Source organism: Pseudaminobacter sp. Soil_N_29 (assembly GCF_057656055.1).
The window spans coordinates 640366-662665 of record NZ_JBDGLC010000001.1 but is presented as its reverse complement, the minus strand read 5'-3'; the positions used below and the strand labels follow the sequence as shown (position 1 = coordinate 662665).

General features: G+C 64.3%; 24 protein-coding genes. 13 read left to right on the top strand and 11 right to left on the bottom strand.

Annotated features, from left to right (window positions below; genetic code table 11):
* Positions 1 to 75: 75 nt before the first annotated feature.
* Positions 76 to 810 (bottom strand): 16S rRNA (uracil(1498)-N(3))-methyltransferase, encoded by a 735-nt coding sequence (locus AC3A4H_RS03175; protein WP_487765382.1) that lies wholly within the window; start codon positions 808 to 810, stop codon positions 76 to 78.
* Between the two features lie 232 nt (positions 811 to 1042).
* Entirely contained in the window at positions 1043 to 1690 is a 648-nt protein-coding gene (locus tag AC3A4H_RS03170) for a hypothetical protein (protein ID WP_487765381.1), read from the bottom strand.
* Between the two features lie 77 nt (positions 1691 to 1767).
* Here AC3A4H_RS03170 and AC3A4H_RS03165 point away from each other — a divergent pair, with 77 nt between their 5' ends.
* Both AC3A4H_RS03165 and AC3A4H_RS03160 read left to right on the top strand, forming a co-directional pair.
* Entirely contained in the window at positions 1768 to 2466 is a 699-nt protein-coding gene (locus AC3A4H_RS03165; protein WP_487765380.1) for a type 1 glutamine amidotransferase, read from the top strand.
* A gap of 286 nt (positions 2467 to 2752) precedes the next feature.
* Positions 2753 to 2893, top strand: a complete 141-nt coding sequence (locus tag AC3A4H_RS03160; protein WP_348778047.1) for a hypothetical protein — start codon at positions 2753 to 2755, stop codon at positions 2891 to 2893.
* Here the strand turns inward: AC3A4H_RS03160 and AC3A4H_RS03155 are convergent.
* The 4 genes from AC3A4H_RS03155 to AC3A4H_RS03140 are packed head-to-tail and all read right to left on the bottom strand — an operon-like array spanning position 2866 to position 6462.
* Positions 2866 to 3639, bottom strand: coding sequence for a metallophosphoesterase (locus AC3A4H_RS03155; protein WP_487765379.1), 774 nt, complete (start codon positions 3637 to 3639; stop codon positions 2866 to 2868). The two genes, AC3A4H_RS03160 and AC3A4H_RS03155, sit on opposite strands and share 28 nt — an antisense overlap.
* Positions 3640 to 3657: 18 nt before the next feature.
* Complete coding sequence (locus AC3A4H_RS03150) at positions 3658 to 4812, bottom strand: alpha-hydroxy acid oxidase (RefSeq protein WP_487765378.1); 1155 nt, start codon at positions 4810 to 4812, stop codon at positions 3658 to 3660.
* Between the two features lie 55 nt (positions 4813 to 4867).
* Positions 4868 to 5665: a (Fe-S)-binding protein gene (locus AC3A4H_RS03145; RefSeq protein ID WP_487765377.1), complete on the bottom strand. Its 798-nt coding sequence runs from the start codon at positions 5663 to 5665 to the stop codon at positions 4868 to 4870.
* Between the two features lie 14 nt (positions 5666 to 5679).
* A complete protein-coding gene (locus AC3A4H_RS03140; protein ID WP_487765376.1) occupies positions 5680 to 6462 on the bottom strand; it encodes a FadR/GntR family transcriptional regulator in 783 nt (260 codons plus the stop codon).
* A gap of 192 nt (positions 6463 to 6654) precedes the next feature.
* Between AC3A4H_RS03140 and AC3A4H_RS03135 the strand changes: the two genes are divergently transcribed.
* The 5 genes from AC3A4H_RS03135 (at position 6655) to AC3A4H_RS03115 (ending at position 11639) form a co-directional block, all read left to right on the top strand.
* On the top strand, positions 6655 to 8151 hold the full coding sequence (locus tag AC3A4H_RS03135) for an FAD-linked oxidase C-terminal domain-containing protein (protein ID WP_348778052.1): 1497 nt from the start codon (positions 6655 to 6657) through the stop codon (positions 8149 to 8151).
* 1 nt (position 8152) lies between these two features.
* Positions 8153 to 9403 (top strand): glycolate oxidase subunit GlcE, encoded by a 1251-nt coding sequence (gene glcE / locus AC3A4H_RS03130; protein ID WP_487765375.1) that lies wholly within the window; start codon positions 8153 to 8155, stop codon positions 9401 to 9403.
* A 32-nt stretch (positions 9404 to 9435) separates the two neighbouring features.
* A complete protein-coding gene (locus AC3A4H_RS03125; RefSeq protein WP_487765374.1) occupies positions 9436 to 9816 on the top strand; it encodes a DUF4870 family protein in 381 nt (126 codons plus the stop codon).
* A 22-nt stretch (positions 9817 to 9838) separates the two neighbouring features.
* Positions 9839 to 11167: a glycolate oxidase subunit GlcF gene (gene glcF / locus AC3A4H_RS03120; RefSeq protein ID WP_487765373.1), complete on the top strand. Its 1329-nt coding sequence runs from the start codon at positions 9839 to 9841 to the stop codon at positions 11165 to 11167.
* 94 nt (positions 11168 to 11261) lie between these two features.
* Positions 11262 to 11639, top strand: coding sequence for a nuclear transport factor 2 family protein (locus tag AC3A4H_RS03115; protein ID WP_487765372.1), 378 nt, complete (start codon positions 11262 to 11264; stop codon positions 11637 to 11639).
* A 62-nt stretch (positions 11640 to 11701) separates the two neighbouring features.
* Here the strand turns inward: AC3A4H_RS03115 and AC3A4H_RS03110 are convergent, their stop codons facing one another.
* Positions 11702 to 12619, bottom strand: coding sequence for a bifunctional 5,10-methylenetetrahydrofolate dehydrogenase/5,10-methenyltetrahydrofolate cyclohydrolase (locus AC3A4H_RS03110; protein ID WP_487765371.1), 918 nt, complete (start codon positions 12617 to 12619; stop codon positions 11702 to 11704).
* A 246-nt stretch (positions 12620 to 12865) separates the two neighbouring features.
* The gene (locus AC3A4H_RS03105; protein ID WP_487765370.1) at positions 12866 to 13663 is read right to left on the bottom strand and encodes a L,D-transpeptidase; all 798 of its coding nucleotides are present in this window, start codon (positions 13661 to 13663) and stop codon (positions 12866 to 12868) included.
* Between the two features lie 207 nt (positions 13664 to 13870).
* On the opposite strand from AC3A4H_RS03105, the gene AC3A4H_RS03100 reads away from it, so the two are divergent.
* From AC3A4H_RS03100 to hisG, 4 genes are all read left to right on the top strand, one after another.
* Complete coding sequence (locus AC3A4H_RS03100) at positions 13871 to 14509, top strand: DNA-3-methyladenine glycosylase I (RefSeq protein ID WP_487765369.1); 639 nt, start codon at positions 13871 to 13873, stop codon at positions 14507 to 14509.
* A 139-nt stretch (positions 14510 to 14648) separates the two neighbouring features.
* The gene (hisS, locus tag AC3A4H_RS03095; RefSeq protein ID WP_487765368.1) at positions 14649 to 16154 is read left to right on the top strand and encodes a histidine--tRNA ligase; all 1506 of its coding nucleotides are present in this window, start codon (positions 14649 to 14651) and stop codon (positions 16152 to 16154) included.
* Positions 16155 to 16161: 7 nt separating this feature from the next.
* Entirely contained in the window at positions 16162 to 17283 is a 1122-nt protein-coding gene (locus tag AC3A4H_RS03090) for an ATP phosphoribosyltransferase regulatory subunit (RefSeq protein WP_487765367.1), read from the top strand.
* Complete coding sequence (hisG, locus tag AC3A4H_RS03085; RefSeq protein WP_348778062.1) at positions 17280 to 17981, top strand: ATP phosphoribosyltransferase; 702 nt, start codon at positions 17280 to 17282, stop codon at positions 17979 to 17981. Before AC3A4H_RS03090 ends, hisG begins: the two co-directional genes overlap by 4 nt.
* Before the next feature lie 5 nt (positions 17982 to 17986).
* On the opposite strand, the gene AC3A4H_RS03080 is transcribed toward hisG, so the two are convergent.
* Entirely contained in the window at positions 17987 to 18901 is a 915-nt protein-coding gene (locus tag AC3A4H_RS03080) for a hydrogen peroxide-inducible genes activator (RefSeq protein WP_487765366.1), read from the bottom strand.
* A gap of 150 nt (positions 18902 to 19051) precedes the next feature.
* On the opposite strand from AC3A4H_RS03080, the gene katA reads away from it, so the two are divergent.
* Together katA and AC3A4H_RS03070 are read left to right on the top strand one after the other, a co-directional pair.
* Complete coding sequence (gene katA / locus AC3A4H_RS03075) at positions 19052 to 20554, top strand: catalase KatA (protein ID WP_487765365.1); 1503 nt, start codon at positions 19052 to 19054, stop codon at positions 20552 to 20554.
* Positions 20555 to 20792: 238 nt separating this feature from the next.
* Positions 20793 to 21530, top strand: coding sequence for a hypothetical protein (locus tag AC3A4H_RS03070; protein ID WP_487765364.1), 738 nt, complete (start codon positions 20793 to 20795; stop codon positions 21528 to 21530).
* 77 nt (positions 21531 to 21607) lie between these two features.
* Here the strand turns inward: AC3A4H_RS03070 and AC3A4H_RS03065 are convergent, their stop codons facing one another.
* On the bottom strand, positions 21608 to 21832 hold the full coding sequence (locus tag AC3A4H_RS03065) for a hypothetical protein (protein ID WP_487765363.1): 225 nt from the start codon (positions 21830 to 21832) through the stop codon (positions 21608 to 21610).
* Between the two features lie 129 nt (positions 21833 to 21961).
* Complete coding sequence (locus AC3A4H_RS03060) at positions 21962 to 22153, bottom strand: hypothetical protein (protein WP_487765362.1); 192 nt, start codon at positions 22151 to 22153, stop codon at positions 21962 to 21964.
* Positions 22154 to 22300 lie beyond the last annotated feature (147 nt).

Genomic DNA, 22300 nt, shown 5'->3' with positions numbered 1-22300 from the left:
AATTGGATGTCGCGATCAAGCAAAAAATCCTGACACCATCATCATACAAATTGCACCTGCCGGACGGTCGCCGTCCTACCAATCGCCGATGGTGGCCTGCACCAGCGCAAGTGCGGCCACGGCCGCCGTGTCGGCACGCAGGATGCGGGGGCCGAGCGGGATCGCGGTGACGAAGGGCAGGGCGTAGAGCTGCCTGCGCTCGTCTTCCGAGAAGCCACCTTCGGGGCCGATGATCAGGCCAAGCTTGCGCTCGGGAATGGCCTGTAGCATGGCGAGCGGGTTGTTGGTCTGCGCGCTCTCGTCGCAGAAGATCAACCGCCGTTCCTTGTCCCAGCCGGCCAGAAGGGCCGAGAACTTCTGGGCCTCGCGCACCTCGGGCAAGGCAAGGATACCGCATTGTTCCGCCGCTTCCACGACATTTGCGCGCAGGCGCTCGATGCCGGGCTTGGCGATCTGCGTATGCTGGGTGACCACCGGCTGCAGCACGCCGGCTCCCATCTCGACGGCCTTCTGCACCAGATAGTCGAGCCGGCCCTGCTTCAAGGGCGCGAAGCAGTAGACGAGGTCGGGGTGAGCCGGCTGCGGCCGCGTTTGCTCGACCGCGCGCAGCCGCACGGACTTCTTCGTCCTGGCCTCGATTCGCGCCAGCCATTCGCCGTCGCGGCCGTTGAAGATCAGGATTTCCGCGCCTTCGTTGAGGCGCAGCACGTGGCTGAGATAATGGCTCTGCTCCGGGCTCGCCTCGAAGGCGGCATCCGGGCCGAGATCCTGCGGCACATATAGCCGCTGCATTTTGTAATTGGCGCGCATGGGCGGATGAATGCGGGAGAGGGCGGGGGAGGTCAAGTCTCTGGTGGAAATTGAAGAAAGCTGGGCATTTCAAATACCCCCACCCCTAACCCCTCCCCACAAGGGGGAAGGGGAACTCTGCCGTACTACCTGCTGCGGCTAGCCTTCATTGTATTGGCGACGGTGGCGCCGAAAACGTCCCCCTCCCCCTTGTGGGGAGGGGTTAGGGGTGGGGGTACAGGGGCAGCCACGCTTACCGTCCGGCGCTCGGATGCCATGCCGAAATATAACCGGCACGCAGCGCGGCAATCGTGGTCGGCGGGGTGAGAAGTGCAAGATCGCCCGCTGGCCAGGTCGCCACGTCGCTGCCCGGCTCGTACCCCCCGAACGTCCATCGCAACATCCTGCCGCCCTTGATCGCAAATGCGTTGCTGCCTTGCGCCACCATGGCGCCGTCTGGCAGCGTGGGCAGTTGGGAGCGGTGGAGGCCGATGCGCTTTCCGGCAGATGCCAGCCGCTCTGCGTGCAACCGTGCATCGATATCGCGAACCTTCGGCTCGTCGATGCCGAACGCCTCGCCGAAACCCCTGCCAAAATCTTTCGCCCGCTCCCGACGGCAGAAGAAGCAGGGGCGGTGGCCGGCGGCCAGCGCGGTTACCTCGTCGAGGAAGAACAGTTCGGTCCAGCCGGCGTGGCCGTTCGGTCCGTTGCGGCCCATGACGTCGCGTCGCCGCCCGCCAAATGCGCAGTCGCAGATCAGCCATGCCTTGGTCGTCCAGCGCCGCTTGAGCAGGGTCTTGGTGTCTGGATCGTGGATGACGCCGCGGTTGCCGGTGAACAGGCCTCGCGCTGCCACGGCATGGATGTCGCCGAAGGGGTCGACGCGGTTCTGCAGTGGCATATCCGATCTTTCTTTGAGGCCGATGCCCCACATGATAACCCTCGCAGCGGTTCTGTCATGCTGCAAAGGGCTTTTTCATGCGGGTGCTGGTCGTCCAGAACTATGACAACACCGGGCTTGGGCAGGTCGGCGCCGCCCTGGCCGAGGCCGGCGCCGAGGTCGACATCCGCAACGCGCATCTGGGCGAAGCCCTGCCGGGGGATGCCGACGGACATGACGCCATCGTCGTGCTGGGCGGTGGGCAGAATGCGCTGGCCGACGACGAGTATCCTTATATTCCCGCACTTCTCGATCTCATGCGCGATTTCGAGGCGAGGGATCGCTCGATGCTCGGCATTTGCCTGGGCAGCCAGCTCATGGCGCGCGCCTTCGGCGGAGAAAACCTGATCGGCACCGCGACCGAGTTCGGATGGCGGCAGGTGGCGGTCACGGAGGAAGCGGCAGCGGACCCGGTGTTTGCAGCGCTGCCGAAGACCTTCTCGACCTTCCAATGGCATGACGACACCTTCACGCTGCCGGTAGGCGCGGTGCATCTGGCCACCAACGGGGTGACGCGTAACCAGGCCTTCCGCATCGGCCGCGCGGCCTATGGTTTCCAGTTCCATTTCGAGGCCGATCAGGCCCTGGTGCGCGATTGGAATGCCAGCTTTTCCGAGTTGCTGCGCCAACGCCAGCCCGGCTGGCTCGAGGGCTTCGAGGATGAGGCGGCAAGGCACGGCATCCAGGCCGACGAGGTGGGGCTGGCGCTGGCGCGCGGCTGGGTCGCCACGATCTGAAGCGCGTCTCGCTTCTGGTGCGAATCCCCGCCCGTTCACAATATTCGCTTGCCCGGCGACAAGGCTGGACCTCCGGCCCGCCGGCGCTATGTGTCAAAGTGGCATAAATGGCACGCCGCGAAACTTCCATGCGAAGCGGCGATTGGGCAACTGGCGCATGGGGCGCAAAGCGCATAGAAGGGCGCAAATTTCATCGAATGCAACGTGACCATTCGCAGGTAACTCCTGCGGAATGCAACGCATTCGTAACAATTTTTCCGCAGATTAACGGGAAGCCGAAACCGAGATGACCGCCTTGAAAGCCGCGCTTCTGTCGTTCTCCATGCTCTCAGCAATCGTGATCTGTGGTCTTGGCATCTACGCCGCGGACGCCGCGAGCGACCACGCCGTGGTCGACGGCTATGGCGTTGTGGCCGACAGCCACTGATCCTTATCGCTGACCGACAGGAGCCGCTTGTCCGCGCCGTCAATGACGAGCGCGGTGAGCACGCCAGACCTGCACGCGAATGTGTCGACGTTGACCCGGTTGGCGAGCACTTCCGGTTCGGTATGCGGCGTGTGGCCGTGCACGATTACCTTCGGGTAAAGCCCCGGATGATTGAGAAATTCGCCGCGTATCCATAGCAGGTCGCGCGGGTCCTGGCGTTCAAGCGGCACGCCGGGGCGGACGCCAGCATGGCAGAAGAAGAAGTCGCCAAAGGCGACGGACGTGCCGAGGTTCCGCAGGAAGGCGATATGGCTCTCCGGCACCGCGCGTTGCAGCAGGGCGTGGCCGCGCGCAAGCTCGCTCGGTTCATCAAAGTCGAGCGACACCCCGTAGGAGAGGGCGGTATTCTCGCCGCCATTGTTGGCGAACAGCCCGTCCGGAGTGGGATAGGCCAGGAAATCGAGGAAGCCAGCTTCGTGGTTGCCTGCCAGCGCGATCATCCGCTGGTCGCGGCTGGTCGCCTCGATCAGCCTGTCGAGCACGCCTTTTGAATCCGGGCCGCGATCGACATAGTCGCCGAGATGGATGACCCGCCAGTCGCGGGGCGGGTCTTCTGCAAGCTCAGCTTCAATGCGCGCATGCATCTCTTCGAGCAGGTCGAGCCGGCCATGGACGTCGCCGATCGCGTAGATGCGCATGCCGGCCGGGCCAGCCGCTTCCAGAAAATGAACGCCTTGCCCGACCATCGCCTCGCCTTTGCTCGCCTATGCTCCGGTCGCCGTCGGCCGATAGAGCATATCCGGACCCACTTTGCTCAAGGTGCGCCTGCCGCAAAGCGCCAGGGTAATGTCCATCTCCTTGCGGATGATTTCCAGCGCCTTCGTCACCCCCGGCTTGCCGAGCGCGCCCAGTCCGTAGAGGAACGGCCTGCCGATATAGGTGCCCTTGGCGCCGAGGCAGAGCGCCTTCAGCACGTCCTGGCCCGAGCGGATGCCGCCGTCGATGTGGACTTCTATTCTGTCGCCCACCGCATCCACGATCTCCGGCAGGACCGAGATGGAGGACGGCGCGCCGTCAAGCTGGCGGCCGCCATGGTTGGAGACGATGATGGCATCTGCTCCGGTCTTGGCCGCCATGATCGCATCTTCCCTGTCGAGGATGCCTTTCAGGATCAGCTTGCCGCCCCAGCGCTCCTTGATCCATTCGACATCGCTCCATGACAGGCGCGGGTCGAACTGCTCCGTCGTCCAGGACGAAAGCGAGGCGAGGTCGTCCACACCCTTGGCATGGCCGACGATGTTGCCGAAGGTGCGGCGCTTGGTTCCCAGCATGCCGAGGCACCAGCGCGGGCGGGTCGCCATCTGGTAGATGTGCTTGGCGGTGAACTTCGGCGGAGCCGAGAGCTGGTTGCGAATGTCCTTGTGGCGCTGGCCGAGGATCTGCAGGTCGAGCGTCAGCACCAGCGCCGAGCAGCGCGCCGCCTTGGCCCGATCGATCAGTTCAATTACGAATTCCCGGTCTTCCATGACATAGAGCTGGAACCAGAACGGCTTCTTCGTGTGCGCGGCGATATCCTCGATCGAGCAGATGCTCATTGTCGAGAGGGTGAACGGAACGCCGAACTCCTCCGCAGCCTGGGCTGCCAGAATCTCGCCGTCGGCGTGCTGCATGCCGGTAAGGCCGGTGGGCGACAGCGCCACGGGCATGGACACCTTCTCGCCGATCATGGTGCTTTCGAGCGAGCGGTTGGTCATGTCCACCAGCACGCGCTGGCGAAACTTGATCTTGGAAAAGTCCGCCTCGTTGGCGCGATAGGTGCTTTCGGTCCAGGCGCCGGAATCTGCATAATCGAAGAACATCTTCGGCACGCGGCGGCGGGCAAGGTTCTTCAGGTCGTTGATTTCGACTATCTCGGCCATACTTCTGTTTCTCTCGATTTCGGGCCTGCGACGACGATTGCGGCGCCAGCCTAGTTTAGGAGTGTTGTTGCTGTCTATTGGCGTGCCGGGCGCCGATCGGCGGAGCATCGATCATGCCGGCCAGTACTTCGGCGATGTGGCGCACTTGGACCTGCGAGCCTTGGCGTCTCAGCCTTCCGGCCATGTCCATCAGGCAGCCGAGATCGCCAGCCAGCAGCATGTCCGCGCCGGCGGCTTCTATATCGGACGTCTTGCGGGTCGCCCTGCTTGCAGAAAGGGCAGGGTGCGCGCCGGCGCAGCCACCGAAACCGCAGCAGGAGGTCGGGTCCCGCATTTCGATCAGCCTGATGCCCTCGACCGATTCGAGCAGTGCGCGCGGCTGCACCCTCACTCCGAGGTCGTGTAGGCCAGCGCAGGCATCGTGGTAGGTCACGGTGGCGTCGAGGCGCGCCTGGACCGCACTCATGCCCTGGACGTCGACAAGGAAGCTGGTGAGTTCGTGCACCTTGGCAGCGAGTGCCGTGGCACGCGCCTGCCATTCCGGGTCGTCCGCGAACAGGGCCGGGTAGTGGATGGCAAGCATGCCCGCGCAGGCGCCGGAAGGGGTGACGACGTGGTCGAAGCTCTCGAAAGCCTCGATGGCGGTTTGGGCCATCGCGCGCGCTTCCTCCCGGTCGCCGGAAGAGTAGGCAGACCGGCCGCAGCAGGTCTGCGCCACCGGCACCTCCACCGTGCAGCCGGCTTCTTCCAGCAGCTTCAGCGCGGCAAAGCCGATGGACGGCCGAAAAAGGTCGACCAGGCAGGTCACGAACAGGCCGACCCGGGGCGCTGCTGGTTGGTTTTGGCCGGGCAAGTTGCTTCTCGTCTCTATTCGTCGTTTGCGTCGGAGCGCAGGCGCAGCCGGAGCCTCGATACCCTTTGCCAGTCGCCGCTGCGTTCCGCCTCGGCCATGGAGCGCTCGACATAGGTGATGTGGTCCATGGCGGCCCTGCGTGCCGCCGCAGGACTGCCGCTCATCACCGCGGCATGGATGGCGCGGTGCTGGGCCAGAAGGTCTTCGCGCGCGCCCGGCAGAGTGAACACCAGCATGCGATTCTGGAAGACGCCTTCCGACAGCAGCCGATAGCAGGAGCGAAGCGTGTGCAAAAGGATGATGTTGTGCGCGCACTCGCCGATGACGTGGTGAAACTCCACATCGATCTCGCCTTCTTCCTCGAAATTGCCCCGCTCATGCGCGGCTTCCATGCGAGCCATGATCTGGTCGAGCAGCGCGCGGTCGTCGGCGGTGGCGCGGCGCGCCGCATATTCGGCGGCCACCCCTTCGATCTCGCGGCGATATTCGAGATAGTCGGTAACCGCCTTGTGGTGCGAGCCGATAAGCTCCAGCATCGGCCTGGTGAAAACCTGGCCAATGACGTCGGCGACATAGGTGCCGCCGCCGTGCCGGGTGACGATCAGCCCGCGCGCTTCGAGCGCTTTCAGGGCTTCGCGCAGAATGGGGCGCGACACATTGAACTGCCGCGCCAGTTCGCGTTCGCCCGGCAGCCGGTCGGATACGCGCAGAATGCCCTCGAGTATCAAGCCCTCGATCTGCTGCACCACCTCGTCGGCGGTGCGCGAATGCTCGATTCTGGAGAATAACTCGCTCAAGCGGCCTGTTCCATTGCGCCCCTAGTGTCCGTGACAATAGCGATTTGGGGGCGAACTGGTCAATTTCTTTATCCAGTTTCCCGGAGAAAGGCACATGAATCCTGACGAAACGATTTTGAAATGGAGCCCGGTTTACACGCTGTCGAATAAACTGGTAAAAGCTTTTGACCAGTTGGGATGAGGAGGAACGGGATGTCGGGCCCGGTGATGCCTGAGCCAGATGCTGAAACGATCCGCCGGCGCGCCGAGATCGTTGCCGACATGCGCATCATCGTGCCGGGCGAAGGCGTGGTGGACACGGTCAACGAAATGCGGGTGTTCGAAAGCGACGGGTTGACCGCCTATCGCCAGCTTCCGCTGGTGGTGGTGTTGCCCGAGACCGTCGCGCAGGTGTCGCGCGTGCTGAAATATTGCAATGAGCGCAATATCCGCGTCGTGCCGCGTGGCGCCGGTACCTCGCTTTCCGGTGGCGCGCTGCCGCTGGAAGACGCGGTGCTGCTGGTGATGAGCCGGTTCAACCGCATTCTCGAGATCGACTATCCCAACCGCGCCGTGGTAGCGCAGCCCGGCGTGACCAATCTCGGCATTACCAATGCGGTCGAGGCGGAAGGTTTTTACTATGCGCCCGACCCTTCCTCGCAGATCGCCTGCTCGATCGGCGGCAATGTCGCCGAGAACTCGGGCGGCGTGCACTGCCTGAAATACGGGCTCACCGCCAACAACGTTCTGGGCATCGAAATGGTGCTGATGGACGGCGAGGTGGTTCGTCTCGGCGGCAAGCATCTGGACGCCGAGGGCTACGACCTGCTCGGCGTCATGACCGGCTCGGAAGGGCTGCTCGGCGTGGTCACCGAGGTCACTGTGCGCATCCTGAAGAAGCCGGAGACAGCGCGCGCGCTGCTGATCGGGTTTCCGACCAGCGAGCAGGCCGGGCAGTGCGTGGCCGATATCATCGGGGCGGGCATCATTCCGGGCGGCATGGAAATGATGGACCGGCCGGCGATCCACGCTGCCGAGGATTTTGTTCATGCCGGCTATCCACTCGAATGCGAGGCGTTGCTGATCGTGGAACTGGATGGGCCGGGCGTGGAGGTCGACCATCTGATCGACCGCGTGGAAGCCATTGCGCTGCAGAACGGTTCGACCACCTGCCGTATTTCACAGTCCGAACAGGAGCGGTTGACCTTTTGGGCCGGCCGCAAAGCGGCGTTTCCGGCTGTGGGCCGCATTTCGCCGGACTATTACTGCATGGATGGCACCATTCCGCGCAAGGAACTGCCCAAGGTGCTGGCCGGCATGCGCGAATTGTCGGAAAAGTACGGGCTGGGCGTTGCCAACGTCTTCCACGCCGGCGACGGCAATTTGCACCCGCTGATCCTCTACGACGCCAACGTTCCGGGCGAGTTGCAAAAGGCCGAAGAGTTCGGCGCCGACATATTGCGGCTGTGCGTGCGGGTCGGCGGGGTGCTGACGGGCGAGCATGGCGTGGGCGTGGAAAAGCGCGACCTGATGCCGGAGATGTTCAACCAGATCGACCTCGACCAGCAGATGCGGGTCAAATGCGCTTTCGACCCCAACCATCTGCTCAATCCGGGCAAGGTGTTTCCGCAATTGCGGCGCTGTGCGGAGCTTGGCCGCATGCATATTCATGGCGGCAAGCTGCCGTTCCCCGACATTCCGAGGTTCTGAAATGTCCGGTCTGGCCAACAGCTTCGCTCCCACCACCGCAGACGAAGTCCGTTCCGCCGTCGAATGGGCTTTGTCGCATGAAGCGCCGCTCGAAATCGTCGGCAATGGCTCGAAGCGTTCCATCGGCAGGCCGGTGCAGGCCGCGCACACGCTCGATCTCTCCGGCCTCTCCGGCGTCACGCTTTATGAGCCCGAGGAACTGGTGCTGTCGGCCAAGGCAGGTACGCCGCTTGCCGAAATCGAAGCGCTGCTTGCCGAGCGTGGGCAGCAACTTGCCTTCGAGCCGATGGATTACGGCCCGCTGCTGGGTCAGGCGGCCGGGCGCGGCACGATCGGCGGGGTACTGGCAGCCAACCTGTCCGGCCCGCGCCGGCTGAAGGCGGGTGCCGCGCGCGACCACATCCTCGGCATCAGTGCCGTTTCCGGCCGCGCCGAGGCGTTCAAATCCGGCGGCCGCGTGGTGAAGAACGTGACCGGCTACGACCTGTCGAAAGGCATGGCCGGCTCATGGGGCACACTGGCGGTGCTGACGGACGTGACGTTCAAGGTTCTGCCGGCGGCAGAAACCGAGGTGACGCTGGCCCTGCGCGGCCTGCTGGACGAGGATGCGACGACGGCCATGGCCCTGGCGCTGGGCTCAAGCGCCGAAGTGTCGAGTGCCGCGCACCTGCCGGAAAACCTCTCGCGCACCGTGGCCGGCGGCGTTCTGACGGGCGAGGCGGCTACGCTGCTTCGCGTCGAGGGGTTTGGCCCGTCGGTCGCGTACCGGGTGGAGCATCTGAAGCGGCTTCTCGGCAATGCTGGCCGCATAGATGAGATCGCGGGCGACGCATCCAGCGCGATCTGGCGCGGCATTCGCGACTGCGAGCCCTTCGCCGATGGCACCGAAAGGCCGGTCTGGCGCATTTCCATGGCCCCGTCCGAGGCGCATCACATGGTGCTGGGCCTGCGCATGGAGGCGGCTGCCGATGCGTTCTACGATTGGCAGGGCGGCCTCGTCTGGTTGCGGCTTGAAGCCGACCCGGAAGCGGCATTGGTGCGGCATCTGGTGCGCAAACACGGGGGCGGACATGCCACGCTGGTGCGCGCGGGCCATGCGCTGCGCGCGGCGCTGCCCGTGTTCGAGCCGCAGCCGCCGGCGCTCGCAGCGCTTTCGGCGCGGCTGAAGAGGGAATTCGACCCCAAGTGCATTCTCAATCCCGGCCGTATGGCGTCAGTCGAACGCTCTGCTAACCTTGGCGTGACAAGCTGAAGCTTTCTGAAACAAGGACCCGGAGGGGATTTATGAGCGATATCGACAATGGACCGACCGCACCGCGTCAGACCGATCGCTGGCTGGAGCCCGGCCCGACCAACGCGCAGGTCGTCTACATTCTCTATCTCGCCGGCCTAGTTGTCGGCATCACCGGCCTGATCGGCCTGGTGCTGGCCTATATCAACCGCGGCAAGGCAGAGCCGTGGGTGGCGACACATTACACCTGGGCAATACGCACCTTCTGGATCGGGCTGCTCTATGGGCTGATCTCCTGCGTGCTCATCTTCATGGTGATCGGCGTGTTCCTGCTGTTTGCCGTGGCGGTCTGGTTCATCGCACGCTGCATCATCGGCCTGCAGGCAGCGGGACGTGGCGAGCCGATCAAGAACCCGAAAAGCTGGTTCATCTAGGACTTACAGGAACAGCGTCGCCATGCAGACCAATTTCACGCCCGCCCAGCTTGCCGATCCGCATGTCGCGGAATCGGAGAAGATCCTGCGCAAATGCGTGCATTGCGGCTTCTGTACGGCGACCTGCCCGACCTATGTGACGCTCGGCAACGAGCTGGATTCGCCGCGGGGCAGAATCTACCTGATCAAGGACATGCTGGAGAACGGCCGCCCGGCCGACCGCGAAACCGTCACCCATATCGACCGCTGCCTGTCCTGCCTGGCCTGCATGACGACCTGCCCGTCAGGCGTCAACTACATGCATCTGGTCGACCACGCCCGGGCTCATATCGAGCAGACCTACAAGCGTCCGCTTGCCGACCGGGCGATCCGCGCGTTGCTTGCCTTCGTGCTGCCTTATCCGTCGCGGTTCCGCGCGGCGCTGAAGCTGGCGAAGTTCGGCCGGCCGTTTTCCGGCCTGTTCGAGGCCACGCCGGCCTTGCGCCCATTGGCGACCATGCTCAAGCTCGCGCCATCCTCGGTTCCGCCGGTCTCGCCCATGGCGTCGCCCGGCCGCCATGCGCCGGCAGGCGCAAGGCGCGGCCGGGTCGCCATCCTAACCGGCTGCGCGCAGCCGGTGCTCGATCCCGGCATCAACGAGGCCACCATCTCGCTTCTGACCCGCCTCGGCGTCGAGGTTGTGGTGCCGCAGGGCGAGGGGTGCTGCGGCGCGCTGGTTCACCACATGGGGCGCGAGGAGCAGGCGCTTGCCTCGGCTCGGCAGAATGTCGATGCCTGGACGAAGCTCGCTGATCAGGGCGGCCTCGATGCCATCATCGTCACCGCCTCTGGCTGCGGCACGACGATCAAGGACTACGGCTTCATGCTGCGCCTCGATCCCGCCTATGCCGAAAAGGCGGCGCGGGTTTCGGCGCTGGCCCGGGACGTCACCGAATATCTGGCAACGCTGGACCTGCCGGAGCCGGTCATAGCGCCCAGGCTGGCAGTCGCCTACCATTCGGCCTGTTCCATGCAGCACGGCCAGAAGATCACGCGCGAGCCGAAGGAACTGCTGGCGCGCGCCGGCTTCGTGGTGAGGGAGCCGCGCGAGGGGCATCTGTGCTGCGGTTCGGCCGGCACCTACAACATCATGCAGCCGGAGATTTCGGCAAAACTGCGCGACCGCAAGGTGAAGAACATCGAGGCGACCGGTGCGACCGTGGTTGCCTCCGGAAATATCGGTTGTATCACCCAGATCGCGTCCACGGCTAGGATGCCGGTGGTGCACACGGTCAAGCTGCTCGACTGGGCCTATGGCGGCCCGAAGCCGGCCGGCGTCCCGGAGGGCAGAGTGCTGGCGGCGGCGGAGTAAGCGCTCTTCGACATGGGATGAACGGGAGGCTCAGCCTTGCAGGCTGGCAGGCTTCGCCTACCATCTACCTGATCTAGGTTCTGGGAGGACGGCGATGAGCGAAACCCGCACGACGGACTTGGTCAGGTCCCTGCTGGATGCCTATGCGGCTTCGGATCGAGACGCGGCGGAGCGGCTGATCGCAGCAGACTTCCATTTTACGAGCCCGTTGGATAACCGGCTGGACCGTGCAAGCTACTTCAGCATTTGCTGGCCCAACAGCAAGATCATCGAAGGCTACGATATCGAGCATATGCTGACCGCAGAGGACAAGGTGGCCGTCACATATGTGGGCCGCTTCCGGTCCGGGAAGCGCGTCAGAAACACCGAAGTCATGACCTGCCGGGACGGCCGGATCGTCGCGGTCGAGGTCTATTTCGGCTGGTCGGTTCCTCATGAAGTCTCACCGGGCACGCATGCCGACCCGGCTTGAACGCCTGCCGGCACGTCCGCGAAGGGTCGTGCCAGCCTCACATTCGGTGCGACGTGCGTGTTCTACTCCGCCGCGATCCTGTCCGCAGCGCCGTAGGTGGCCTCATAGAGCGCGCGCTGGCGGTTCAGCGCCACCATGGTGTTGCGCAGCAGGATCGAAACGGTGACGGGTCCGACGCCGCCGGGAACCGGCGTGATCCAGGAGGCGACTTCCTTGACGCTATCGGTGTCGACGTCGCCCACTATGCGCGTCGAGCCATCCGGCAGCGTTTCGGAATTGATGCCGATGTCGATCACGGCCGCGCCGGGCTTGACCATGTCGGCCTTGATCAGGCGCGGCTTGCCGACCGCCACGAACAGGGCGTCGGCGCGGCGCGCATGGGCGGCGACCGAGCGCGTCATGTGGTGGCAGACCGTCACCGTCGCCCCTTCGCTCATCAGCAGGAAGGCGATCGGCTTGCCGACGATCTCGGAATGGCCGACGACGACGACTTCCAGCCCCTTCAGGTCCAGCCCGGTCGCCTTGAGCAGTTCCACCGAAGCCGCGGCCGTGCAGGGGGCGAGGTCGAGCTGGTTGTAGACGATATTGCCGATCGAGGACGGGTGCATGCCTTCCACGTCCTTGAGGGGGTGGATGGCCGCTTGGATCGCCTTAATCGGGATGTGCGCCGGAACGGGACGCTGGATGATGATGCCGGTGACGCGCGGGTCGGCGTTCATGCCATGGATCGCGGCCTCGAGCTCACCCGCCGTCGTTTCGGCAGGCAGGCGCCGCTCCTCGAAGTCGATGCCGGCCTGCTGTGCCTTGGCGCGCTGGTTGCGAACGTAGACGTCCACTGCCGCAACGTCGCCCACAGTGATAGACACCAGCTTCGGGGGAAAGCCTTCCTCCTTTGCCTTTTCGGCTGCGGCGCGCACTTCGGCCATGATGCGGGCGGCGACCGGCGCACCTTTCAGATAGCGGGTGTCATCGACGGGCATTGCGTTCTCCTTCGCCAAGGGCGTGGCAGGTGGTCAAGAAACGCCGGAGGGCGGCAGCTCGCCGGAAGACCCGACGAGCGCGCGCGCTCCTTAGCACAATTTCCGATATCGTCCTTGCTTTTGCGCTGGGACGACATTGGAAAAAGCGACGCACCCAAATTACCGTAAAGAATAATAGTTTCAAGAAAGGAAAGGGCGGCGAGGCATCCCGCGCCGCTCCTTGCCGATGCGGGGTCGCCAGCCGGACTAGCTGACGATCACCGTCGCGCCGACCTTCACGCGCTCATAGAGGTCGATCACGTCTTCGTTGCGCATGCGGATGCAGCCCGAGGAAACCGCCCCGCCAATCGTCCAGGGCTGGTTGGTGCCATGGATGCGATAGAGCGTGGAGCCGAGATACATGGCGCGGGCGCCGAGCGGATTGTCCGGGCCGCCCTCCATGTAGGAGGGCAAGCTGCGTCCCTTGGCGCGCTCGCGGGCGATCATCTGCGACGGCGGGCGCCAGTCCGGCCACTCCCGCTTCTGGGTGACCTTGTGCGTGCCTGCCCATTCGAAGCCCGGCTTGCCGGTGCCGACACCATAGCGGCGCGCCTGGCCTCCCGCCTCGACGAGATAGAGGAAGTTCTGCTTCGTATCGATGACGATGGTGCCCGGCTTGTGCGAGCCTTCGTAGGAAACCTGCTGCGGCAGATACATCGGGTCGATCTCGCGCTTCGCTTTTTTCGCGGGCGCGGGCACGATGGCTGCGGTGCGCTGGAGGTCAGGCGCGGGCTGGCGCAGCGTGCGCGCCGGCTCGCCATAGCGATAGTCGAAGCGCGGCTCGGAGGAGTAGGGCTGAACCTGAACGCTGGCCGGCGCTGCCGGGCGGCCGATTTCCCGGCCCAGAACCTTGCCGGGAGCATAGCCAAGCTGGATGACCCAGGGCGCGGCAAGATCGGGACTGATCACCACCGGCGGGCGCGCCATGTAACGATCATTCGCCGCAGCCTGCGAAACCATGCTTGCGGCGAGCGCTGCCGCACCCACGAGAACTAGTTTTTTCATCGGACGTACTCTCAACTCGACCGTCGCGGGGCCAAATCCCCGCATCGCGCGGCATGCTGGAGGCGCAGAAGAAACCAAGTCATGAATCGGAATGCGTAAGATGCGAATCTTCACTTAAACATTCCGGTGTGGTTACCGCCCGGTTCAGGAATCTGGTAAAAGCCGGGTAAAGCCCGTTGGTGTCGCCGTTAAGAATTGGAATTCGCTGTGGAAGTCGAGAAAACCGGCCTGATCGAGGGGCCAGACGGCGTCGTTCGCTGCTCCTGGCATGGCAACCTGCCAGACTATCTGCACTATCACGACCATGAGTGGGGGCGGCCGGTCGCGGACGACAGGCGTCTTTTCGAGAAGATCTGCCTGGAGGGTTTTCAGTCCGGCCTGTCGTGGCTGACTATCCTGCGCAAGCGCGAGGCTTTTCGCGAGGCGTTTGCGGATTTCCACTTCGAGCGCGTTGCCGAATTCACCGATGCGGATGTGGAGAGGCTGCTCGGCAATGCCGGCATCGTGCGCCATCGCGGCAAGATCGTCTCCACCATCAACAACGCCAGGCGCGCCCGCGAGTTGGTTGCCGAAAAGGGATCGCTCGCCGCCTATTTCTGGTCGTTCGAGCCGGGACAGAGCGACCGGCCGGAGGTAGTCGACCTGGCGCACCTGCGCGCCAATCCGACAACGGCGGTCTCGACGCGGATCTCGAAGGACCTGAAGAAGCGCGGCTGGACATTCGTGGGCCCGACCACGGTCTATGCCTTCATGCAGGCCATGGGCCTGGTCAACGACCATATCGAAGGCTGCGCCTGCCGCGCCACGGTGGAGCAGGAGCGGGCTGCCTTCAGGCGGCCGGGGTGACGCTGTATCGCGCCGTCGCAACCCTTGCCGCTCCGTTTCACATAAGTTAGGACACCCGCGACTCCTGCAAATGGCGGCGCAAACGCGCCTGTCTCATTCGGCAGGCTCCGCGCTTCACGAACGACAAGAGCGACACGACATGGCTGAAAAATCGGAAAAGATGAAAGCACGCTTGCCGCGTGGCTTTGTCGATCGCACGCCGGAGGACATCCGCGCCGTCGAGAAGATGATGGCGACGATCCGCGAGGTTTACGAGCTTTACGGTTTCGAGCCGGTCGACCAGCCGATGATCGAATACACCGACGCGCTGGGCAAATTCCTGCCCGACCAGGACCGCCCCAACGAGGGCGTGTTCTCGTTCCAGGACGATGACGAGCAGTGGCTGTCGCTGCGCTACGACCTGACGGCGCCGATGGCGCGCTACGTGGCCGAGAATTTCGAGAAGCTGCCGAAACCCTATCGCAGCTATCGCTCGGGCTGGGTGTTCCGCAACGAGAAGCCGGGACCGGGCCGCTTCCGCCAGTTCATGCAGTTCGACGCCGATACGGTCGGAACGCCGGGTGTGGCCGCCGATGCCGAAATCACCATGATGATGGCCGACGTGATGGAAGCGCTGGGCATCAAGCGCGGCGACTATCTCGTGCGCGTCAACAACCGCAAGGTGCTCGACGGCGTGCTTGAGGTGATCGGCCTTGGCGGCGACGAGAATGCCGGCCGCCGGCTGGTGGTGCTGCGGGCCATCGACAAGCTGGACAAGTTCGGCGTCGAGGGCGTTCGCCAGCTTCTGGGCGCCGGCCGCAAGGATGAAAGCGGCGACTTCACCAAGGGCGCGGGGCTGGGCGAAGAAGCCATCGCCAAGGTGATCGCCTTCACCGAGGCGGGCTCCGCCGATGCGTCCGAAACCATTACCAACCTGCGCGCGATCGTGGCCGGAAATGAGCGCGGCAGCGAAGGCGTGGAGGAATTGGCGCAGATCGCGGCGCTCATTGCCGCCGCCGGCTATGACGACGGCCGCGTGAAGATCGACCCCTCCGTGGTGCGCGGCCTCGAATATTACACCGGGCCGGTCTACGAGGCCGAACTGCTGGCCGAGATCCCCAACGACGAGGGACAGATCGTGCGCTTCGGCTCGGTCGGCGGCGGCGGTCGTTATGACGGTCTCGTCTCGCGCTTCCGTGGCGAGCCGGTGCCGGCCACCGGCTTTTCCATCGGCGTGTCGCGCCTGATGACGGCGCTGAAGAACCTCGGCAAGCTCGACACGTCGGACGTGATCGCGCCGGTGGTGGTGCTGGTCATGGACAAGGACACCGAGAGCCTCGGCCGCTACCAGAAGATGGTTTCGTCGCTGCGCCAGGCCGGCATCCGCGCCGAACTCTATCTCGGCGGAGCGGGCATGAAGGCGCAGCTCAAATATGCCGACCGTCGCGGCAGTCCCGTCGCCATCATCCAGGGTGGCGACGAGCGCGCCAGGGGCGAGGTGCAGATCAAGGATCTCATCGAGGGAGCGCGGATGTCGGCAGAGATTTCCGACAACGCCGAATGGCGCGCCGCGCGGCCGGCTCAGGTTACCGTCGCCGAAGCCGACCTCGTGTCGGAGGTGAAGAAGGTTCTGGCGGCGCAGGCCGAGGATCGCGCGAAGGGGTGATGCCAACGTGAACTCCCGCTATCCGACCAGCGCGCCCGATATACTGAAGCTTTTTGCGGCCAAGGAGGCCGATCGCGTCGACGTGGCGGTTCTGCAGCCGGCCGACCCCTTTCTCGACATGGCGGGCGAGGACCTGCGCCGCCGCATCTACCTGACCGAAAGCGAAACCGGCGAGTCGCTGTGCCTGCGACCCGAATTCACCATTCCGGTCTGCATCGACCACATTCGCAGCCAGTCCGGCACGCCGCGCCGCTATTGCTATCTCGGCGAAGTGTTCCGCCAGCGCCGCGACGGCAGCAGCGAATTCTTCCAGGCCGGCATCGAGGATCTGGGCGACATGGACACCGCCCGCGCCGATGCACGGTCGATCGCCGACGCCTATGCGCTGCTGGAGTTGGCGCTGCCCGAGACCCCGCTTTCGGTGGTCATGGGCGATCATTCGGTATTCGAGGCGGTGCTGGCGGCGCTCGGCCTGCCGCGCGGATGGCGCCTGCGCCTCGCCCGCGCCTTCGGTTCGGCCGAGATGCTGGCAGCGGCGCTTTCTGACCTAGCCACCCCGCCGCGCAACGGGGCGCTGGCCGAGCCGGTCGTGTCACTGGTGGCGGATGGCGATTTCGAGGGGCTTTCGACCCATATCGCACGCGGCATGGAGGAGGCCGGCCTGTCGCCTTCGGCCGGGCGCACGCCGGGCGACATTGCCCGCCGGCTGATCGAAAAGGCGGAACTGCGCAGCGTGCGCCTCTCCAACGAGGCTTTCGACGCGCTGAAGACGTTCCTGGCGATCAATGTGCCGATTGCGGAAGCGACCGATGCCCTGCGCCAATTCGCAGCCGACGCCTCGCTGACGCTCGGGGCGGCGCTGGACAAGTTCACGGCTCGCGCCGAGGCGCTCGAAAGCCACGGCCTGCCGGCCGATGTGGTTCGCTACGACGCGGCCTTCGGGCGCCCGCTGGACTACTACACCGGCATGGCCTTCGAGATTGCGGTGCGCGACGACGGGCGGCCGCTGGTCGGCGGCGGTCGTTACGACCGGCTGCTGACGCTGCTCGGCGCCAAGGAAGCGATCCCCGGCGTAGGCTTCTCCGTGTGGCTCGATCGCATCGAACAGTTGCGGAAGGGCTCGCAATGACCATCACGCTGGCCATACCCTCCAAGGGGCGACTGAAGGAACAGGCACTGGAAGTGCTTGCCCGTTCTGGGCTTGCCGTCAGCCTGCCGGAGGACGACCGCAAATATCGCGCCCGCATCGAGGGGCGCGACGACATTGAAGTGGCGTTTCTTTCCGCCTCGGAAATCGCCGGCGAGATCGGGCAGGGATCGGTGGATCTTGGCATAACCGGCGAGGATCTTCTGCGCGAAAACCTGGCCGATTGGGAAAGCCGTGCCGAGATCGTGGCGCGGCTCGGCTTCGGCCATGCCGACGTGGTGGTGGCGGTGCCGGAGGTCTGGCTCGACGTCGACACCATGACCGACCTCGACGACGTCGCGGCGGATTTCCGCCAGCGCCATGGGCGCCGCCTTCGGATCGCGACAAAGTACTGGCGGCTGACGCAGCAGTTCTTCTCTCAGAAGCACGGCATCCAGGTCTATCGCATCGTGGAAAGCCTCGGCGCGACCGAGGGTGCGCCGGCCGCCGGCTCGGCCGACGTGATCGTCGACATCACCACGACCGGCTCGACGCTGCGCGCCAACCACCTGAAGATCCTGAACGACGGCGTCATCCTGCGCTCGCAGGCGTGCCTCGTCGCCTCGCGCAAGTCGCGCAGCGTCAACGACGAAGGCGCGTTGGTATCGATCGCGGAGGCGGTAGCGGCAGCTACGCGCTGACCCGTTCAATCGCGCTGGGGCAGGATCACGTCGCTCAGGCCGCGCACGATCTTGGCCAGTTCCAGGCACTCGTCGTGGCGCAGGCTGTTGCGCCGCCAGGCTAGGCACACGGAGCGCGAGGGCACCGGCTCCATGAAGGGCACGACCTTCAGGTCGCGAATGCCCCGAGCCGCGCCCATCGCCATTTCGGGAATGAGCGTGACGCCCAGCCCGTGGGCCACCATCTGCAATAGCGTCGTCAGGCTGGTTGCGCCGTAGCTGGCCATGGCCACAGGCTTGACGGAGTGGCACACCGCCAGCGCCTGCTCGCGCATGCAGTGGCCTTCCTCCAGCAGCATCAGACGCTCCAGCGCCGGGCTGTCGGGCGCGACCGGCGGCGCGGCAAAGCCGGGATCGTCCTGCGAGACGGCGAGAAAGAAGCGGTCGCGGAACAATTCGTCGGCGACCAGCCCCGGATAATCAAGCGGCAAAGCTGCGATGAAGCCGTCCAGGCGTCCCGCTGCCGTTTCCTCGGCCAGCGTTGCCGTCACCGCCTCGCGCAATTCCAGCACGAGTGCCGGAAAGCGTTCCTTCAGGACGGGCAACACATGGGGCAGCAGGTAGGGCGCGATCGTCGGGATTATGCCGAGCCGGAACCGGCCTTCCATTGCCGAGCGGCCGCGGCGGGCGATGCTCTCCACATCGCGTATGCCGATGAGGATCGCCTCGATGCGCGGCCGCAGCATGTGCGCTTCCTCGGTCATGCGCACCATCTTGCCGCCACGCTCGAACAGCTGGCAGCCGAGCTTCTCTTCCATTTCCGCGATCTGGGCCGAAAGCGCAGGCTGCGTCACGCCGGCTAGTTCCGCGGCGCGGCCGAAATGCAGCGTCTGCGCCAGGGCATCGAAATACTGCATCTGGCGTACGGTAAGTGTGATCATAGGGAAATGTTATCGATCTGAGTAGAAAAGGCAATTTGTTTTTATGGATCGCGCGGCCTAATCTGGAGGTGTTCCAGATTGTGGTTCGCGCGGCGAGCCGCCCAAGGACAAGAAATCGATCATACCTTGCTTGATAAGGAGGCTGACGCGATGACCAAGCCCACAATGACCACTTCCGCCGGGGCGCCCATTCCGGACAACCAGAATTCCATCACCGCCGGCGAGCGCGGCCCGGTGCTGCTGCAGGACTACCAGCTCATCGAGAAGCTGGCGCACCAGAACCGCGAGCGCATCCCCGAGCGCCCGGTTCATGCCAAGGGCTGGGGCGCGCATGGCGTCCTCAAGATCACCGGCGACATCTCGAAATACACCAAGGCCAAGGTGCTTCAGCCCGGCGCCGAGACGCCGATGATCGCGCGTTTCTCCACCGTTGCCGGCGAGCAGGGGGCAGCCGATGCCGAGCGCGACGTGCGCGGCTTTGCGCTGAAATTCTACACCGAGGACGGCAACTGGGACCTGGTCGGCAACAACACGCCGGTCTTCTTCGTGCGTGATCCGGTCAAGTTCCCGGACTTCATCCATACGCAGAAGCGCCACCCCAAGACCAATCTGCGTTCGCCCACGGCCATGTGGGACTTCTGGTCGCTGAGCCCGGAAAGCCTGCATCAGGTGACGATCCTGATGTCGGATCGCGGACTGCCGACCGACGTGCGCCACATCAACGGCTACGGCTCCCACACCTATTCGCTGTGGAACGATGCCGGCGAGCGCTACTGGGTGAAGTTCCACTTCAAGACCATGCAGGGCCACAAGCACTGGACCAACGAGGAAGCCGAGAAGGTCATCGGCAAGACGCGCGAGTCGACGCAGGAAGACCTGTACAACGCGCTCGAGCGTGGCGAATTCCCGAAGTGGAAGGTCCAGGTCCAGATCATGCCGGAAATGGATGCGGAAAAGACCCCGTATAATCCGTTCGACCTGACCAAGGTGTGGCCGCATGCCGACTATCCGCCGATCGACATCGGCATCATGGAACTGAACCGCAACCCGGAGAACTATTTCGCCGAGATCGAGAATGCGGCATTCTCGCCGTCGAACATCGTGCCGGGCATCAGCTTCTCGCCCGACAAGATGCTGCAGGCGCGCATCTTCTCCTACGCGGATGCCCACCGCCATCGGCTCGGCACGCATTACGAGACGATCCCGGTCAACCGGCCAAAGAACGAGGTCCATCACTACCATCGCGATGGACAGATGAACACGTTCGGCGGCATCAAGACCGGCAATCCGGATGCCTATTACGAGCCGAATTCCTTTGGCGGTCCGGTTGAACAGCCCTCCGCCAAGGAGCCGCCGCTGAAGATCTCCGGCGATGCCGACCGCTACAACCACCGCATCGGCAACGACGACTACAGCCAGCCGCGCGCCCTCTTCAACCTGTTCGACGAGGGCCAGAAGAACCGGCTGTTCTCCAACATCGCCGCGGCGATGGGCGGCGTGCCGGAATTCATCATCGAACGGCAGCTTGCCCATTTCGACAAGGTCCATCCGGACTATGGCAACGGCGTCCGCCGCGCGCTGTCGGCGGCCGACGGCAAGGAGCGGCCGGCGATTTCGGTGACCGACAAGACACCGCAGGAAGCCGCCGAATAGGGCAGGCTGAATCCGGTTTCGGAAAGGGACAGGCGCGGAGCATTCCGCGCCTGTCTTCTTTTCATCCGAAAATGTAATTTGCCGCCGACGGCGAGTGCCGCTATCAATTGCGATTGAAATTTGAATTGTCGGTTGTGCGCAAAGCTTCGTTCCAGGTCGTCAGGGCGAAGAGCTTGCCAAGTGATAGTGCGAATACCAGGGGGAATTCGGTTCAAACCAGCAGATCGGCGGGGCTTTCATGTACGTTGCTGATAGGTGCTACGTGTTCGCAAGGGCGGCTTTCAACCGCACGGCATTGTTGGCGGCAGTCGTAGTCTGCTTTGCCAGCGGCCCCGCACTCGCTGACGAGCTTTCGTCGCAGCATGCGCAAGAGAAGGCCCCCGCGGCCGCCCCCAAGCCGTGGACGTTCAGCCTGGAGCTCAGCCCTGAAATCTACGCGGTCAACAATGGCAGCAATCACGCGGGGAGCCTGAACAATATCTACTACAAGGCAGGCCTGTCATATCGGTTCGAGGAAGGCTTCCTCGGCGGTGTCTCGTTTCAACATTCGATCAAGGCCAGCGGCGGCTCGCAATATTACGCGGAGGCGACGGTCGGCTACAGATGGAAGCTGACCGAAGACTTTTCGCTGACGCCCAGCGGCGGCGCCGGCTACACCTGGCAGCAAACCGGCATCATCCAGGGCGCGGACACCAACGCCGACATCGGCTACTACGTCATCTATCTCGCCGGCGACCTGAAGATGACGCCCAAGCTGACCTGGAACGCCTTCAATCTTCGCTACCGCAACGGTTTCGATGCAACCTGGGTGACTCCCAAGGTGTCCACCGGCCTCACCTACGAGGTGAACAGTTCCAAATCGCTGTTCATGAATGTCGGCTACGCCTGGAAAAAGCTGGCCACGAACACCCCGCCCTACGACGAGCTTTCCGGGGACAAGATCAACCTGGCGGTCGGCTTCAAGCACTCATTCTAAGGCCTGGACGTAAGGCACGAGATGCTTCGGGGCGGCTGCGGAACTGGCTGTTCAGCCGCGCACTGCGAACCGAGCAGTCAGTGGCAGGTTTTTACTCTTTCCATCACCACCTGACCGTGCCGATGACGCCTCACCGTGCGGTAGGAGCACGGGCGGTCCATACGGTGCGGGCTGTGCATACGATGGCTGGGTGGCAAGGGGCGGCTCGTCGTGGTTTCCGTGGCGGTGGCGGCGTGGGCGGGCAGGCCGTAGGAAAGCGCAGCCGCTGCCGTGATGAGGGAGGCAAAGAGGAGGGTCTTCATGTGCGTGGTTCCTGTGTGATCTGCACTTCGCTCCGTGGCGAAGCGTGAGAGCCGGAGCAGGCGGCAGCCGGTCCTGTTGCAGTTGAAGAAGTCTACGTCTCAGCGGGGGAGCCGAGGTGTGCGGCGGCCTCAACGGCAAACCCGTGTTTTCTCGTACCAGACACGGCCGTTGCGATAATGCTTGACCGATTTGGTGTAGCAGCGCGGTCCAGCATGATAGTGGCGGCCATAGGTGGTGATGGTTGCTGCGGCTTGAGCGGGAGCCCCAAACGACATCGCTGATGTAGCGATGAGGATGGCAGCGACGAGCAGGTTCTTCATGTTCGTGGCCTAGCCTTTAATTGGCCGATACATCGACGGAAGCCCTTATTCAGGGCACCTACGCGCGCTTGGAGCCGCTGAACCAGCGGTGCCCGAGTATCGGCTCAGATCTTCGTTGTTGGGAGCGCCCCGGCCGGCAGGCACCGG

Excerpts from the sequence above, each read along its gene's own strand:
- AC3A4H_RS03175 (WP_487765382.1), bottom strand. The coding sequence starts at position 810 with ATGCGCGCCAATTACAAAATGCAGCGGCTATATGTGCCGCAGGATCTC.
- AC3A4H_RS03170 (WP_487765381.1), bottom strand. The coding sequence starts at position 1,690 with ATGCCACTGCAGAACCGCGTCGACCCCTTCGGCGACATCCATGCCGTG.
- AC3A4H_RS03165 (WP_487765380.1), top strand. The coding sequence starts at position 1,768 with ATGCGGGTGCTGGTCGTCCAGAACTATGACAACACCGGGCTTGGGCAG.
- AC3A4H_RS03160 (WP_348778047.1), top strand. The coding sequence starts at position 2,753 with ATGACCGCCTTGAAAGCCGCGCTTCTGTCGTTCTCCATGCTCTCAGCA.
- AC3A4H_RS03155 (WP_487765379.1), bottom strand. The coding sequence starts at position 3,639 with ATGGTCGGGCAAGGCGTTCATTTTCTGGAAGCGGCTGGCCCGGCCGGC.
- AC3A4H_RS03150 (WP_487765378.1), bottom strand. The coding sequence starts at position 4,812 with ATGGCCGAGATAGTCGAAATCAACGACCTGAAGAACCTTGCCCGCCGC.
- AC3A4H_RS03135 (WP_348778052.1), top strand. The coding sequence starts at position 6,655 with ATGTCGGGCCCGGTGATGCCTGAGCCAGATGCTGAAACGATCCGCCGG.
- glcE (WP_487765375.1), top strand. The coding sequence starts at position 8,153 with ATGTCCGGTCTGGCCAACAGCTTCGCTCCCACCACCGCAGACGAAGTC.
- AC3A4H_RS03125 (WP_487765374.1), top strand. The coding sequence starts at position 9,436 with ATGAGCGATATCGACAATGGACCGACCGCACCGCGTCAGACCGATCGC.
- glcF (WP_487765373.1), top strand. The coding sequence starts at position 9,839 with ATGCAGACCAATTTCACGCCCGCCCAGCTTGCCGATCCGCATGTCGCG.
- AC3A4H_RS03115 (WP_487765372.1), top strand. The coding sequence starts at position 11,262 with ATGAGCGAAACCCGCACGACGGACTTGGTCAGGTCCCTGCTGGATGCC.
- AC3A4H_RS03110 (WP_487765371.1), bottom strand. The coding sequence starts at position 12,619 with ATGCCCGTCGATGACACCCGCTATCTGAAAGGTGCGCCGGTCGCCGCC.
- AC3A4H_RS03105 (WP_487765370.1), bottom strand. The coding sequence starts at position 13,663 with ATGAAAAAACTAGTTCTCGTGGGTGCGGCAGCGCTCGCCGCAAGCATG.
- hisS (WP_487765368.1), top strand. The coding sequence starts at position 14,649 with ATGGCTGAAAAATCGGAAAAGATGAAAGCACGCTTGCCGCGTGGCTTT.
- hisG (WP_348778062.1), top strand. The coding sequence starts at position 17,280 with ATGACCATCACGCTGGCCATACCCTCCAAGGGGCGACTGAAGGAACAG.
- AC3A4H_RS03080 (WP_487765366.1), bottom strand. The coding sequence starts at position 18,901 with ATGATCACACTTACCGTACGCCAGATGCAGTATTTCGATGCCCTGGCG.
- katA (WP_487765365.1), top strand. The coding sequence starts at position 19,052 with ATGACCAAGCCCACAATGACCACTTCCGCCGGGGCGCCCATTCCGGAC.
- AC3A4H_RS03070 (WP_487765364.1), top strand. The coding sequence starts at position 20,793 with ATGTACGTTGCTGATAGGTGCTACGTGTTCGCAAGGGCGGCTTTCAAC.
- AC3A4H_RS03065 (WP_487765363.1), bottom strand. The coding sequence starts at position 21,832 with ATGAAGACCCTCCTCTTTGCCTCCCTCATCACGGCAGCGGCTGCGCTT.
- AC3A4H_RS03060 (WP_487765362.1), bottom strand. The coding sequence starts at position 22,153 with ATGAAGAACCTGCTCGTCGCTGCCATCCTCATCGCTACATCAGCGATG.